Raw genomic sequence first — 14,059 nt, 5'->3', positions numbered from 1 at the left:
GTTCTCAACCGTCCTGCCGGTGGCCGCGCCGGGCCACCGACACCGCTGTCAGCTGCTCTTGCGCACGCGCAGATACCACTCGCAAAGCAGACGCACTTGCTTGGGCGTATAGCCCTTGGCTTCCATACGGGTGACGAAGTCCTCATGCTTGCGCGCATCCTCCGCACTGGCCTTGGCGTTGAAGCTGATGACGGGCAGCAACTCCTCGGTGTTGGAGAACATCTTCTTCTCGATCACCACGCGCAGCTTCTCGTAACTGGTCCAGCTCGGGTTCTTGCCCTGGTTGTTGGCCCTGGCCCGCAGCACAAAGTTGACGATCTCGTTGCGGAAATCCTTGGGGTTCGCAATGCCAGCCGGCTTTTCAACCTTCTCCAGCTCGGCATTGAGAGCATTGCGATCGAACACCTCGCCGGTATCGGTGTCGCGGTACTCGCTGTCCTGAATCCAGTAGTCGGCGTAAGTGACATAGCGGTCAAAGATGTTCTGGCCGTACTCGCTGTAGCTCTCCAGATAGGCGGTCTGGATTTCCTTGCCGATGAATTCGGCATAGCGCTGCGACAGATATTCCTTGATGAAGCCTATGTACTTGGTCTCCAGTTCGGCCGGGAACTGCTCGCGCTCGATCTGCCGCTCCAGCACATACATCAGGTGCACAGGGTTGGCCGCCACTTCGGTGCTGTCGTAGTTGAAGACCTTGGCCAGAATCTTGAAGGCAAAGCGGGTGGAGATGCCTTCCATGCCCTCGTCCACGCCCGCATAGTCGCGGTATTCCTGGTAGCTCTTGGCACGGGGATCCGTGTCCTTGAGGCTTTCGCCGTCATAGACCTGCATCTTGCTGAAGATGCTGGAGTTCTCCGGCTCCTTCAGGCGCGTGAGCACGGAGAACTGCGCCATCATCTTGAGCGTGCCGGGCGCGCAGATGGCGTTGGCCAGCGAAGACTCCCGGATCAGCTTCTCGTAGATGCGGACTTCCTCGCTCACGCGCAGGCAGTAAGGCACCTTGACGATGTAGATGCGGTCGAGGAAGGCCTCATTGTTGCGGTTGTTGCGGAAGGCCTTCCATTCGCTTTCATTGCTGTGTGCCAGCACAATGCCATCAAACGGAATCGCACCAAAGCCTTCCGTGCCCTTGTAATTGCCTTCCTGCGTGGCCGTCAGCAAGGGGTGCAGCACCTTGATCGGGGCCTTGAACATTTCCACGAACTCCAGCAGACCCTGATTGGCCAGGCACAGGCCGCCGGAGTAGCTGTAGGCGTCGGTGTCGTCCTGCGAAAAGTTCTCCAGCTTGCGGATATCCACCTTGCCCACCAGACTGGAAATATCCTGGTTGTTCTCATCGCCGGGCTCGGTCTTGGCAATGCCTATCTGCTTGAGAATGCTGGGGTAGCGTTTGACCACTCGGAACTGCCGAATGTCTCCGCCGAACTCCTCCAGCCGCTTCACTGCCCAGGGCGAGAGCACATGCTGCAGACTGCGACGCGGAATGCCGAACTCATCTTCCAGCACCGGGCCGTCTTCCACGGGGTCGAACAAGCCCAGTGGCGACTCGTTCACCGGCGATCCCTTGAGCGCGTAGAACGGTGCCTTTTGCATCAGGTATTTGAGGCGCTCTGCAATCGAGCTTTTACCGCCGCCAACAGGCCCCAGCAGATAGAGAATCTGTTTGCGCTCCTCCAGACCCTGGGCCGCATGGCGAAAGAAGCTCACCACCTGCTCGATGGCATCTTCCATGCCGTAGAACTCGGAGAACGCGGGGTAGCGGCGGATGACCTTGTTGGCAAACAGACGCGACAGCACAGGATCGTTGCGGGTGTCCACCATTTCGGGTTCACCGATGACGGACAGCATGCGCTGTGAGGCTCCGGCATAGGCCATGGGATCACGCTGGCAAAGGCTAAGGTACTCGTCCAGCGACATTTCTTCTTCACGCAGACGAACGTAGCGTGCTGCAGAATTGCTGATGACATCCATATGACCTCCCGTGGCGGCACCAGGGCTCGAATCAGTGCCGCAAAGTTGCAAGGCATTCGTTACCGTGTGCATCCGTTGTAGCACCTCGCTCCTAATTTGAATAGACCGAGATTCCTACAAATACGCAGTAGCCACGACAGCCAAAACCGCAAACCGGATAGCGTAAAAATCGGTCAAGAAATATGACTCGAAATGAGCATAGAAGTCTGCCCTCATTGAAGCAACAAAGCCCCCTATCTATCTGCCATCATTCAAGATTTCGACGACTCGAAAAACTGATCGGAACATCGATTTACAGGCAGTCGAGGTGGCAATAAAAAACGCTGAACAAGCAGCGTTTTGAACTATTGCAGCTACAGAAAACAGAGCTTCCCGCCTAAATTTCAAGGGTTATTCACTAGAAATATTTCAGCAAAGCATTGATGAGCAAGCGCTAGCAGCATCTCTTTTCATAGCATGGGTATTCATCCGGAAGTGGCTGCCGAAGCATCCACCGCGGGCGATTTGGCGCCTGGGCGCGTCACTGCACTGCCCATGGCCGCAGCCATGATGCAGGCAATGGCGGTCCACTGCGTGGCCGTCAGGTTCTCGCTGAGCAGCAGCATGCCCATCAGCGCTGCAATGGCTGGCTCGGTCGCCAGCGCAATGCCGAAGGTTGCAGGTGGCAGACGACGCAGAGCCAGCATTTCCAGTGAGTAGGGCAAGGCACTGGAGATGGCCGCCACCATCAGCCCGAACAGAAGGATCGACGGCGTCAGCAGCTTGAGCCCTGCCTCGGCCACACCAAACGGCACCACCACCAACGCCGCGCACAGCAAGCCCAGGGAGACGGCCTGGCCGCTGGGGATATGGCCCAGCCTGCGCCCCAGCACGATGTAGGAGGCCCAGCAGACAGCGGCTCCGAGTGCGCAGGCAATGCCCACCGGTGACAGGTTAAGGCCCGAAGCATTGCCGCCCAGAGGAAGAATCAAGGCAAGGCCGACCACCGCCAGCGCCAGCCAGACAAAGTCCATCGCGCGGCGTGAGTAGTAGATGGCCACAGCCAGCGGTCCCGAAAACTCGATGGCCACGGCCAGGCCAAACGGAATATCGCGCAGCGCCATGTAGAACATCAGATTCATGCCGCCCAGTGCCATGCCGAAAACCAGCAGAGCCAGCGCCTGCTGACGGTTGAGCGACCAGCGCCAGGGCCGCCAGACACACACCAGAATCAACGCTGCAAAGCCCACTCGCAGTGCCGATGTGCCCTGGGCACCGATCAGGGGAAACAGCTGCTTGGCCAGCGAAGTCCCCAGCCCGAGTGCAGTGACCGAGCCCAACACGGCCAACACGGGCCACCAATGATTCCAGCTGTTCTTTGACATAGGTGAGTACGATATTGCATGTCACCCGCGAAATTTGCTCGTTTTCAGCATTGAATCTGCAAGTTTCGCTCTCAACACATCCAACACCATGCCTGCTGCCGATCTGGATTCCTTTGACCACGCGATTCTTGCCCTGCTCCAGCGCAACAACCTCATGCCACAGCGTCTGATTGCGGAGCACATCAACCTCTCGGCCCCAGCCGTGCAGCGGCGCATCAAACGATTGCAGGAAACCGGGGTGATTGCAGCCAATGTGGCCGTGCTGGAGCCCATCAAAGTGGGCCGCACGCTGACTGCGGTCATCACCGTGCAGTTGGTCAACGACAGGCCGGATCTGTCGCGCGGTTTCAGAGCACGGATAGCCGAGGAAGCGGCTGTGCAGCAGTGCTTCTATGTGACGGGCGAAACCGACTACATCCTGGTCGTCACGGCAACCGACATGGATGCTTACCAGGCCATCTGCAGACGCCTGTTCGAAGGTGACGAGAACATTCGCCGCTACAGCACCTCAATCGCACTGGAGCGCATCAAGACAGGGCTTCAGCTGCCACTGTCTGCGCCATAGGGTGGTGCGACTGCCCGGTCGGAGTTGATGTCGGACGAGGTCTGCCACCTGCCATGGAGATTCGCACTGGCGCCGCCGGAAACAAAATGCAACAATTACGTCATAAACCGGCTCAAATTCTTCACACAAACAAGAGTCCACTCTTGAGGAAACACGATGAACGCTTCTTCCGCTACCTCGCCCGATATGGCCACGCTGGTTGCCGATCGCACTCTGGACAAATATGCCAAGGACTACTTCCCCCGGCGCGAGCAAGTGACGATTGCCTTTCGTGGCGATATTGCCGAGAGGCACAACTACGACAAGATCCGCCCGCTCTCCGAAGCCCAGCGTCACGGCAAGCATATTGTGGTGATCGAGGGCCAGAGCCAGAAGACCGGAGCCACAGGCCACTATCGCATTGAATGCAATAGCTGGAACCTCATCGAGGCCGTAGGCCTGTGGGAACAAGCCGCAGAGGCTTGAAACCCAATGCAGGAGTGTGAAAGAGCCTGCAATGAATGGCGCTGGCGCAACTTGAGACTCAAATTTCCATTCCCAATGCGCTGCTCGCCACCCACCAGGCCAGACACAGCATCATCACACCAGTGATGCCATCCATGACGCGCCAGGCACCGGGGTTCGCAAACAGGTGCTTGAGACGGCGCCCCGCCATCGCCAGCAGCACAAACCAGAGGCAGCTGGCCGAGGCTGCCCCAATCACATAGGACCAGCGGCCTGCACCCTCCTGCTGAGCGCCAATCGAGCCCATCAGCAACACCGTATCCAGGTACACATGAGGATTGAGCAAAGTGATGGCTGCCAGCGCAGCCAGCACGCTCATCATTCCGCGTGGTGCCGCCCTGCGCTCGCCAGCCTCCATGGCCGCATCCGGCGCCAGCCACATGCGCCGCAAGGCGAAAAGGCCATAGGCCAGCAAGAATGCGGCTCCGCCCAGCGTCAGATACTGGGCCAATGCCGGATACCTGGCCAGCATCTGCGCCATGCCGGCCACCCCCAGCGCAACCAGCAGCCCGTCGCTGAGCACACACAGAGCCACGCAGGCCTTCACATGTTCGCCCTGCACTGCCTGACGCAGCACATACAGGTTCTGGGCACCTATGGAAACGATGAGCGAAGCGCACACTGTAAAGCCTGCAATCCAGGCGGAATAAAAATTAGTTGTCATGTCCATGAGCAGCTGACTCCTCCAAACCGGCCCGGATTCTTGCTCTGCGCAGCAATTAAGTAAAATTACATTTACTCAATTCAATGAAGAATTTCTAATGTTTGACTATGCGGGACTGGAAGCGCTTGCCGCCGTATTGCGTGAGGGAAGCTTCGAGCGTGCAGCGCGCAAGCTGCATGTCACACCCTCCGCCATCTCCCAGCGCATCAAGCTGCTCGAGGAACGCGTGGGGCAGGTACTGGTGCTGCGCGGCACGCCCTGCACCGGCACGGAGGCTGGCCGGCGCCTGTGCCTGCATGTGGAGCAGGTAGCGCTGCTGGAAAACGATTTGCGACGCAAGAACCCCGAGCTGATCCCGGAAGGACAGACCGCCCTGCCCACGTTGAAGCTTGCAGTCAATGCCGACTCCCTGTCGACCTGGTTCATGGATGCCATGGCGACCTTCACGCAGGACGGCAACGAATTGCTGGACATCAGCATTGACGACCAGGACCACACGGCCAAACGCATCAAGGAAGGCGAAGTCATGGCCGCGGTCACGGCCACGGGTTCGGCGATTGCAGGGTGCAACACCTGGCCGCTGGGCCGCATGCGCTATATCGCCGTGGCCAGCCCTGAGTTTGTGCAGCGCCACCTGGGCCAAGCCGAATCAGACCGGGAGTTGGCCCAGATGCTGGCCAAGGCGCCAATGATGTACTACGGGCGCAAGGACAGCCTGCAGGACCAATGGCTGCACGGCCTGGGGCTGGACGGACGACGCAACAATGCACGTCACTTTCTGCCCTCCAACCAGGGCTACACCCGTGCCGTGGAACTGGGCATGGGCTGGGGCATGCACCCGGCCCAGCTGATCACTCCGCAGCTGGCCAGTGGCGATTTGATGGAACTGCTTCCGGGCAGAGATCTCCACATCCCCATGTACTGGGCCCACACCCGCAATGCCCAGACCAGCCTGCAGCGACTGACCGACTGCATCATCCATGCCGCGGCCGCCTGGCTGGAGCCCATGCAGGACTAGCTCAGGCGGCAGCAGACTTTTTCAGGCCGTAATAGGACACCCATGCGGCAGCCAGATACAGCAAGGGATAAAGCGCCAGATAAGGAGCCAGGTGCAGATAGGCCGACCAGCGCTGTGGCGCGAAAAAGCTCGCATACACCAAGACCGCGAGCAATGCCCCGCTACCCGTCAGCAGACCGGCATAGGCCAGCAAGGTGGCCAGGCGCAAGCCCAGCCTGCCGCGCTCGACCAGCCGCAACCGCCCCGAGCGCAGCTGCACGGGAATCTGATAGAGGCGAGCAAGTGCCATCAGAAAGACGATGGGCACCAGGATCAGAGGCAGGAAAAACATGTCTCGCAGCGCAATCAGGGGCGATGCTCGGACTCCACATGGCGAACGGCCGCCCTGGCCTGGGTGAGCATATGAAAGTCCAGAATGCGTGTCGCCATGATGGTCTCCCAGAGGAAGCAGCACAGCGCCAGCACAAAGGCCAGCACCCCCAGCAGGAAGCTGAAAACGGCATAGCCGTGGCCGCTGACGCCGTAGGCCTGGCCCACAAACAGCAGCACGATGGTCAGCCCTATGCACATGCCGCACAGTGTCAGCAGCGCGATGGATACGTTGGCCAGCCGCCCGCGCTCGCGCAGAAAATGCAGCTCCTTGAGGTGGCGGGCGATCAGATCGTGATCGTCCAGGGTGCGCAGGCTTTCCTCCAGCTTGCGAGCCCGGTCAATGATGCGCGCCAGCCGCCCCGCAACGGAGCCAATCATGCCGGCCACGGCAGTCAGAAAAAAAACCGGCGCGACAGCGAGCTGAATGCTGTGGGTGACGGTCTGTGCGTCGATGGACCAAATGCTCATGGTGTCCTCAGAATCGGGGGCTTTCTCAGCCTCTATTTTGTGCACAAATGTCAGCTCAGTTTTGACTGTGGCCACTCAAAAATAGCCGCCACCTACATTTCAGGCGGCTGGAGCCTTTTTGGACATCGGATATCGATCACGGGCAGCGCCGCCACAGTGCCTGAACTTGCACCAGCGCCTCGCTGAACGCGATGCCTACCTTGTGCCGTGCCTCGTTGCCCCAAAGGAATCGCCCTGATCTCCCAGACGATGTCTGGATGCGCTGCTATATAATTTTTCGTTGAAACAAGTCTCGGCACGGCCGTGCCGCAGGCTTTTTCTCCATGCGACAGGTGCCCGGTGCTTCATCGGGTTAAACGGGAACAAGGTTCAAAGCCTTGGCTGCCCCCGCAACGGTAAGCAGATCAAACCACTTCATGGCTTTTGCGCTTGCAGGAGCCTGTCACTGGTGTTCTACGTGGCCTCTTCGACGAGGTGCGCGGCAGCGCCGGGAAGGCGAAGTAACATGCCTCGCGCAATCTGCCAGCCCGGATACCGGCCTGTTGAGCGCTGACCGTCCGGACCCAGTTCCGGCAGTCGGCATGTGCAACGAACGTCTGCGGGGAGCAGCGTGACGGCAACAGGCTGCGAGGCCCGCCCTCCGCCCGATCTCGTCACCAGCATGCAGACTGTCTGCCCTGGCTAATGACAATGAGACACCTTGCACAGGCTTTTGCCTCGCGCCTCGGGCCCGCTGGCGCCATGCCCACCCGGGCCACCGCCCTGCTGCAGCCATGACCCAGCCGTTGGCACAGATGTTCGTCCAGCAACGCCATCAGCTGAAGCTATGGCTGGCCATGTTGACGGCAGTGCTGCTGCTGTCTCTGACTCTAGCCATCACCTTGGGGCCGGTACGGATCGCCCCCGGGCAAGCCTGGCAGATCACGGCTTATGAGCTGGGTCAGCGCCTGGGCCTGGACTGGCCTTCAGGCAGCTGGAGCAGCGCCCAATACCAGATTGTCTGGCGCGTGCGCCTGCCGCGCGTATTGCTGGCTGCCCTGACCGGCGCAGGCCTTGCGTTGGTGGGCGTGGCCATGCAGGCCATGGTGCGCAATCCGCTGGCTGACCCCTATCTGCTGGGCGTTTCATCCGGTGCGTCGGTCGGGGCCGTGAGCGTGCTGGCCTTCGGTGCACTGGCATTTGCGGGCGAGCTGGCCTTGCCGCTGGGAGCTTTCAGCGGTGCGCTGCTGGCCTGTGTGGCCGTGTACTTCCTGGCCCATGCCAATGGACGATTGCAGGCATCGCGACTCATTCTGGGCGGCGTGGCCATTGCCTACTGCCTGGGTGGTGTCACCAGTCTGATTGTGCTGACGGCCGATCAGCGCGAGCTGGCCAACTCCGTGCTGACCTGGACCCTGGGCAGCCTGGCCGGAACCCGCTGGCAGGAGCTGGGCCTGCCGGCCGCCCTGCTGGCGGCTGGCGTGGTCCTGCTGCTGGCGCAGGCCCGCTCACTCAATGCGCTGCTGGCAGGCGAAGAGACCGCCGCCACGCTCGGGGTGGACACCACCCGCACCAGGCGCTGGCTATTCGTTCTGGTCTCGATGGTGACAGGCGTGCTGGTGGCTCTGACGGGTCCGATAGGCTTTGTCGGCCTCATCGTGCCCCATGTCGCGCGCATGCTGGTCGGCTCCGAGCACCGGCGCGTGCTGCCCGTGGCCGCGCTCACAGGTGCCATCTTTCTGATTTGGGTCGATGTGTTCTCGCGCATCAGCTTTGCCCCCGCCGAGGTACCTGTGGGTGTCATCACCTCGCTGCTGGGCGGCCCCTTCTTTGTCTGGATGCTGTGCCGCAAGAGCGTGCGGGAAAAGGGCAATCCGTGAGTTCCGCACCCAGCTCATCCTTCCTGCTGGAGGCCAGCCACCTGCATTGGCAGACGGCGGCCGCATTCATAGTCAAGGACATCAGCCTGCATATCCGGCATGGCGAACTGGTCGGTTTGCTCGGCCCCAACGGCAGCGGCAAGTCCACCTTGCTGCGCATGATCTACCGCATGCTCAGGCCTGCCAGTGGTGCGGTCTGCATAGATGGACAGGACGTCTGGCAGCGCAGCGCTCGCGACAATGCCCGCTCCATGGCGGTACTGACCCAGGAAAACGCCAGCGAGTTCGATCTGCGCGTGTGCGATGTGGTGCTCATGGGGCGCACGCCGCACCAGAGTTCTTTCGCCCGGGACAGCGAGCAGGACTTCCACATCGTCGCCCAGTCCCTGGTCCAGGTCCAGGCCCAGTCGCTGGCGCAGCGCATGTTTTCGACCCTGTCAGGGGGCGAGAAGCAGCGCGTGCTCATGGCAAGGGCATTGGCCCAGCAGACCAGGCTGCTGGTGTTGGACGAGCCCACCAACCACCTGGACGTACGCCACCAGTTCGAGCTGATGAACCTGATCCGCAGTCTGGGCCTGACCACGCTGGCCGCGCTGCACGAGCTGCCACTGGCTGCCCATTACTGCGACCGCTTGTACCTGCTCAAGGCAGGAGAACTGGTGGCACAGGGCACACCGGCCCAGGTGCTGACCGCGCAGACCATCGCCGAAGTCTACGGCGTGCGTGCCCAGGTACGCCTGAGCGAGCGCAGCGGCAGACCGCTGATCGAGTTCATGCCGGACGAGTTGCTCTAAATCCCTCTGCGTTTCGCCCGGGGACTGATAAACTCTCGCGGCGCCTTGATGGCGCTTCGTTTCGGAAGGTGCTCGCTTGAAGCGAGTGAAACGGGAACAAGGTCTGATCGCAAGCTCAGGAAGCCTTGGCTGCCCCCGCAACGGTAAACAGGTCAACACACTCATGCGAGCGCATCAACGCTTGCAGCCACTGGACATGATCCGGCCCCTCGCATCGCGACGGTCTGCATCTTTCGGGAAGGCGAGTCGTGAATTCAGCAATGAATTGCCTGTGAGCCCGGAGACCGGCCTGCCGATGACTCAACTCCGCCCCTCGGGGCGGTCTTTACGAAAACTGTCTGCGGGGTGCGGATAGCGGCCAGAAAGTGGATTGCGTCATGCCTGAAAAAGGCGGACCTGTCTGCGGCACAGCTATCCCTTCAGGCAGTTTCGGCCTCGTGATATGTGCTCTCATCCACAAACCTCTGCTGCTCTTCATTCCGCCCTCAACTCCAAGCCTCAGCTGCGCCATTTAGGCAGCACCGCAATCAAGCTGCTTCTGCTCTGCCCCGCCGTCGGCATGGCCCAGCAGTCCCTGCCCGAAGTCACGGTGCGGGAAAACCGCCTGCCCTCGCATGAGTTGCAGACCAGCCAGCCGTCAACCACGGCCTCCCATGTGAACGTACCCGTGCTGGACCTCCCGGCCAGCGTCAGCGGCGTGTCTTCGCTGCAGATCGAAGAGCGCGCTGATTACAGCGTGGCCGACGCTGTCACCCGCACCGTGGGCCTGAGCACATCGGGCGCCCCCGGCAATGGGGGGCTCTCTTTTTCAAGCCGCGGCTTCAATGGCGTGAACTCCATCGGCATTGCCGAGGACGGCATCATGCTGGGCGTGGCCTCGGGCACCGTCAACTATCCGGGCGACAGCTGGGGCTATGAGCGCATCGAGGTGCTGCGCGGCCCCGCATCGCTGATGTATGGCAGCGGCACCACAGGTGCCACCATGAACGCCATCCGCAAGCAGCCCAGCCGCGAACACTCCACCGAAGTGCTGCTGGGAGCAGGCAGCCACGGCAGGGCCTACGCCGGCATCGGGGCCAGTGGCGCATTGGGCGAGACCCTGAGCTACCGGCTCGATGCCTATGGCGACCGCACCGACGGCGAGCGCGAACTGGGCAAGGCCAGCAGCGGCAAGCTGATGAGCGCACTGCGCTGGACACCACGCAGCGATCTGACCGTGGACCTGAGCGCCGACATCAGCCAGCAAAAGCCCGAGCGCTATTTCGGCTCGCCCGTGGTCGGCGGGCAGATCGTCAAGGAACTGCGCAACAAAAACTACAACGTGCTCGATGCCATCGACCAGTTCAAGGACCAGCGCTTCCGTGCCAAGGCCCAGTGGCGTTCCAGCGACGCGCTGACGGTGCGCAACGAGCTCTATCACTTCAAGTCCGATCGCCACTGGAAGAATATCGAGGCCTACAACTACCAGCCGGCCACCGGCCAGGTGGGCCGATCCGACTATCTGGAAATCGGCCACGATGTGCAGCAGACGGGCAATCGCATGGGGCTGGACCTCAAGGCAGCCAACCACCAGATCGCCATGGGCTGGGACATCTCGAACGCCCAGTTCACCAGTACCAGCAACTCGCCTTACACCGGTCAGTCCACGGTTTCGGCCTTCAACCCGCAGCACGGCTATTGGGACAGCCCCGATGCCTATCTGCCGCGCATGAACTCCAGCATCCGCCAAAATGCGCTGTATCTCGAAGATGCTTGGAAGATCAGCGAGCAATGGCTGCTGATGGCCGGCATGCGCCGCGACTGGTATGCCTTCTCACGCAACAATATTCAGGATGGCTCTGGCTTTGACAAGCCGCTGAACGGCACCTCCTGGCGCCTGGGCCTGACCCACAAGTTCGATGCACTCAGCAGCGCCTATGTACAGACCAGCACCGGCCATGACCCCGTCACCAGCCTGCTGTCGATTGCCCAGTCGCAATCGGGCTTCAGCCTCAGCCAGGGCCGCCAGATCGAGGTCGGCTACAAGCAGCAACTGGCCGATGGGCGTGGCGAATGGACCGTGGCGGCCTATCGCATCGTCAAGGACGACATCATCACCCGCGACCCCGATCGTCCGGCACTGTCGGTCCAGGGCGGCAAGCAGTCGTCCAAGGGGATTGAACTGACCGGCCTCATCCATGCCAGCAAGGCGCTGCGCTTCGAAGGCAATATTGCCTATGTGGATGCGAAGTTCGACCGTTTGCTCGAAGGCAGCAAAGGCGTGGACCGTGCAGGCAACCGCCCCAGCAACGTGCCGCGCGTGACTGCCAACCTCTGGGGTCACTACCGCACCGGCCCCTGGCAGGCATCGCTGGGCATGCGCTATGTGGGTGACCGTTTTGGTGACAACGCTAACACCGTTCGCATGCCTTCCTATGTGGTGACCGACGCCGTGCTGAGCTGGGATATGAACCCGCGCACCACGCTGCGCCTGGTGGGCCGCAACCTGACCAACCGTCTCTATGCCACCTATGCCTATAGCGGCAACCAGTGGCTGCTGGGACGCGGGCGCAGCGTGGAACTGTCCGCGCTGATGCGTTTCTGATGCTGCCCAGGCCTGCTGTCATGCAAGCTATTGGCTTGAATCGACCCTGCGCCTCGGCGCTGCTGGCAGCATCGCTGCTGCTGGCCGGTTGCGGCAAAGCACCCGAGCCGCAGGCGGTTGCGGTGCCGATGCGCCAGCATCAGCCAGCGCTGGAGTTGCCGGTGTGCGGGCAGACCGTGCGCTACGACAAGGTTCCCCAGCGCGCCGTCACCCATGACGTCAACATCACCGAGAGCTTTCTCTATCTCGGTCTGGGCCGGCACCTGGTCGGCTACTCGGGCATCCCTTCCAGCAAGGAGATCAGCCCCCAGCTCAAGCCCTGGCTGCAGCGTCTGCCCGATCTTTCATCCCAGGGCATGAACCTGGAGGTATTGCTGGGCGCCGAAGCCGACTTTGTCTTTGGCGGCTGGAGCTATGGCTTTCGCCAAGGTGGCGTGACCCCGGAGCGCCTGGCCAGCCACGGCATCGCCTCCTATGTGCTGTCCGAATCCTGCATCCGCGTGCAAAAGCGCGAGCGCATCGCACTGGACGATGCATTGCTGGACATGGAGAACATCAGCCGCATCTTTGGCGTCCTCCCGCAGACCCTGCCACGCATAGACAAACTGCGGGCCTCCCAGGCCCAGTTGCACCAGCAGATGCAAGGCAATCGCACGCTGCCGCGCGTCTTTGTATACGACAGCGGCCAGGAGATTCCCGTCACCGTCGGCCACTTCGGCATGCCGCAGGCCATGCTGGACGAAGCCGGTGCCAGCAATATCTTTGCAGACCTGAGCCAGAACTGGCAGCGCGGCAACTGGGAAGACGTGATCGAGCGCGACCCCGAGTGGATCGTGATCATTGACTACGGCCAGCCCGATGCTCAGGGCAAGATCGACTTCCTGCTGCAAAAAAAGGAACTTGAGGCGGTTTCCGCCATTCGCAATCGCCGGTTCTTCGTGATGAGCTATGCCGAAGCCACACCCGGCCCGCGCAATATCGAAGCCGCACAGCGCCTGGCAGCCGCCTTGCACCCCGAGCGCAAGATCAGCGTCCAGAGCGTGGAGTTTTCTGCAGGAGAGCTGCCGTGAACAAGCATCTCCCCACCTCCCAACCCGCCGACCTCAAGCAGGCCACAGCGCCTTCGCTGGCCATCATCCTGCTCAGCCGGGGCGGCGCCTATACCGCAGGCCTGACGGAGCTCAGCGATCTGGCCGCGCGGCTGGAGGCCGCCATGAGGGCCTCAGGCCAGCCTGTGCAGCAGGTGACCACGGCGTATGTGGACCGCGCCCAGCCCACGCTGGGCGAGGCGCTGGACCTGTGTGCCAAAGCCCGCAGCATTCTGATCCTGCCCATGATGGTGCCTGACGAAGCCTCGCTGCGCCGCTGGCTGCACAAGCTCATCATGCGCTGGCGTGCAGCACGTGATCCCTCACAGCCCTCTCCGCGTCTGGTATTTGGTCAACCACTGCTGCAGCTCCCCGAACTGACCGAGTTGCTGGCCCGGTCCGTGGAAGAGGCACTGCGCCAGCCCGATGTGCCCGAGGTGCTGGGCGACGATCCATGGGAGCATGACCCCAAGGGCTGGTCGCTAGTGCCCGAGCACCGCCAGCATGTGCTGTGGTGCGTGGGCCCGCGCTGCGCGGCCAAGGGAGCGCTGCAGCTATGGCCCACACTGACGCGAACGATACGTGAAACCCCGGGACTGAAAAACCGGCTGCAGCCGCTGCAGACCGGCTGCCAGTACCCCTGCAACCGTGGCCCGTTGATGATCGTCTACCCCGACGGTGTCTGGTACGGCCCCATGGATGCCGACAATCTGGCGTCCACGCTCACAGGCCATGTGCTTGATGCGCGCGTCAACCCGCAATGCCATGTCCACGGACCGGCTGTCCTCGAACGCTCCTGATTTCTATT

At 61.5% G+C, this 14,059-nt stretch carries 13 protein-coding genes and 2 riboswitches; of the genes, 8 read left to right on the top strand and 5 right to left on the bottom strand.

Annotation, left to right across the window (positions count from 1 at the left end; translation table 11 throughout):
- Positions 1-48: 48 nt before the first annotated feature.
- Positions 49-1,971, bottom strand: a complete 1,923-nt coding sequence (locus DFO48_RS01715) for a PrkA family serine protein kinase (protein ID WP_003079904.1) — start codon at positions 1,969-1,971, stop codon at positions 49-51.
- A 464-nt stretch (positions 1,972-2,435) separates the two neighbouring features.
- Entirely contained in the window at positions 2,436-3,335 is a 900-nt protein-coding gene (locus tag DFO48_RS01710; RefSeq protein WP_114862337.1) for an EamA family transporter, read from the bottom strand.
- Positions 3,336-3,423: 88 nt separating this feature from the next.
- On the opposite strand from DFO48_RS01710, the gene DFO48_RS01705 reads away from it, so the two are divergent.
- The gene (locus DFO48_RS01705; RefSeq protein ID WP_114862336.1) at positions 3,424-3,900 is read left to right on the top strand and encodes an Lrp/AsnC family transcriptional regulator; all 477 of its coding nucleotides are present in this window, start codon (positions 3,424-3,426) and stop codon (positions 3,898-3,900) included.
- A 156-nt stretch (positions 3,901-4,056) separates the two neighbouring features.
- Complete coding sequence (locus DFO48_RS01700) at positions 4,057-4,365, top strand: hypothetical protein (RefSeq protein WP_034369622.1); 309 nt, start codon at positions 4,057-4,059, stop codon at positions 4,363-4,365.
- A 58-nt stretch (positions 4,366-4,423) separates the two neighbouring features.
- On the opposite strand, the gene DFO48_RS01695 is transcribed toward DFO48_RS01700, so the two are convergent.
- A complete protein-coding gene (locus DFO48_RS01695; RefSeq protein ID WP_003079911.1) occupies positions 4,424-5,074 on the bottom strand; it encodes a LysE/ArgO family amino acid transporter in 651 nt (216 codons plus the stop codon).
- A 91-nt stretch (positions 5,075-5,165) separates the two neighbouring features.
- On the opposite strand from DFO48_RS01695, the gene DFO48_RS01690 reads away from it, so the two are divergent.
- Positions 5,166-6,086 carry an HTH-type transcriptional regulator ArgP gene (locus tag DFO48_RS01690; protein ID WP_114862335.1) on the top strand — a complete coding sequence of 307 codons (921 nt, stop codon included), beginning with the start codon at positions 5,166-5,168 and terminating at the stop codon, positions 6,084-6,086.
- A gap of 1 nt (position 6,087) precedes the next feature.
- Here DFO48_RS01690 and DFO48_RS01685 read toward each other — a convergent pair whose 3' ends face one another.
- Both DFO48_RS01685 and DFO48_RS01680 read right to left on the bottom strand, forming a co-directional pair.
- Positions 6,088-6,417 (bottom strand): hypothetical protein, encoded by a 330-nt coding sequence (locus DFO48_RS01685; RefSeq protein ID WP_114862334.1) that lies wholly within the window; start codon positions 6,415-6,417, stop codon positions 6,088-6,090.
- A gap of 14 nt (positions 6,418-6,431) precedes the next feature.
- Positions 6,432-6,926, bottom strand: a complete 495-nt coding sequence (locus DFO48_RS01680) for a DUF2721 domain-containing protein (RefSeq protein WP_003062966.1) — start codon at positions 6,924-6,926, stop codon at positions 6,432-6,434.
- Between the two features lie 313 nt (positions 6,927-7,239).
- A riboswitch (cobalamin riboswitch) is annotated at positions 7,240-7,484 on the top strand.
- Between the two features lie 236 nt (positions 7,485-7,720).
- On the opposite strand from DFO48_RS01680, the gene DFO48_RS01675 reads away from it, so the two are divergent.
- The 5 genes from DFO48_RS01675 to DFO48_RS01655 all read left to right on the top strand — a co-directional run bounded on the left by DFO48_RS01675 (position 7,721) and on the right by DFO48_RS01655 (position 14,051).
- Positions 7,721-8,785, top strand: coding sequence for an iron ABC transporter permease (locus DFO48_RS01675; RefSeq protein WP_114862683.1), 1,065 nt, complete (start codon positions 7,721-7,723; stop codon positions 8,783-8,785).
- Positions 8,782-9,579: an ABC transporter ATP-binding protein gene (locus DFO48_RS01670; RefSeq protein WP_114862333.1), complete on the top strand. Its 798-nt coding sequence runs from the start codon at positions 8,782-8,784 to the stop codon at positions 9,577-9,579. The genes DFO48_RS01675 and DFO48_RS01670 overlap by 4 nt, the downstream gene beginning before the upstream one ends.
- A gap of 49 nt (positions 9,580-9,628) precedes the next feature.
- Positions 9,629-9,887, top strand: a riboswitch (cobalamin riboswitch).
- A 251-nt stretch (positions 9,888-10,138) separates the two neighbouring features.
- The gene (locus DFO48_RS01665) at positions 10,139-12,163 is read left to right on the top strand and encodes a TonB-dependent siderophore receptor (RefSeq protein ID WP_233506274.1); all 2,025 of its coding nucleotides are present in this window, start codon (positions 10,139-10,141) and stop codon (positions 12,161-12,163) included.
- The gene (locus DFO48_RS01660) at positions 12,163-13,233 is read left to right on the top strand and encodes an ABC transporter substrate-binding protein (protein WP_114862331.1); all 1,071 of its coding nucleotides are present in this window, start codon (positions 12,163-12,165) and stop codon (positions 13,231-13,233) included. The genes DFO48_RS01665 and DFO48_RS01660 overlap by 1 nt, the downstream gene beginning before the upstream one ends.
- Positions 13,230-14,051 carry a (2Fe-2S) ferredoxin domain-containing protein gene (locus tag DFO48_RS01655; protein ID WP_114862330.1) on the top strand — a complete coding sequence of 274 codons (822 nt, stop codon included), beginning with the start codon at positions 13,230-13,232 and terminating at the stop codon, positions 14,049-14,051. The genes DFO48_RS01660 and DFO48_RS01655 overlap by 4 nt, the downstream gene beginning before the upstream one ends.
- Positions 14,052-14,059 lie beyond the last annotated feature (8 nt).

Source organism: Comamonas sp. AG1104 (assembly GCF_003350425.1).
Lineage (GTDB): Bacteria > Pseudomonadota > Gammaproteobacteria > Burkholderiales > Burkholderiaceae_C > Comamonas > Comamonas testosteroni.
This window is presented reverse-complemented; position numbering and strand designations above follow the sequence as displayed.

Coding starts and splice junctions, on each gene's coding strand:
- DFO48_RS01715 (WP_003079904.1), bottom strand. CDS start 1,971: ATGGATGTCATCAGCAATTCTGCAGCACGCTACGTTCGTCTGCGTGAA.
- DFO48_RS01710 (WP_114862337.1), bottom strand. CDS start 3,335: ATGTCAAAGAACAGCTGGAATCATTGGTGGCCCGTGTTGGCCGTGTTG.
- DFO48_RS01705 (WP_114862336.1), top strand. CDS start 3,424: ATGCCTGCTGCCGATCTGGATTCCTTTGACCACGCGATTCTTGCCCTG.
- DFO48_RS01700 (WP_034369622.1), top strand. CDS start 4,057: ATGAACGCTTCTTCCGCTACCTCGCCCGATATGGCCACGCTGGTTGCC.
- DFO48_RS01695 (WP_003079911.1), bottom strand. CDS start 5,074: ATGGACATGACAACTAATTTTTATTCCGCCTGGATTGCAGGCTTTACA.
- DFO48_RS01690 (WP_114862335.1), top strand. CDS start 5,166: ATGTTTGACTATGCGGGACTGGAAGCGCTTGCCGCCGTATTGCGTGAG.
- DFO48_RS01685 (WP_114862334.1), bottom strand. CDS start 6,417: ATGTTTTTCCTGCCTCTGATCCTGGTGCCCATCGTCTTTCTGATGGCA.
- DFO48_RS01680 (WP_003062966.1), bottom strand. CDS start 6,926: ATGAGCATTTGGTCCATCGACGCACAGACCGTCACCCACAGCATTCAG.
- DFO48_RS01675 (WP_114862683.1), top strand. CDS start 7,721: ATGTTCGTCCAGCAACGCCATCAGCTGAAGCTATGGCTGGCCATGTTG.
- DFO48_RS01665 (WP_233506274.1), top strand. CDS start 10,139: ATGGCCCAGCAGTCCCTGCCCGAAGTCACGGTGCGGGAAAACCGCCTG.
- DFO48_RS01660 (WP_114862331.1), top strand. CDS start 12,163: ATGCTGCCCAGGCCTGCTGTCATGCAAGCTATTGGCTTGAATCGACCC.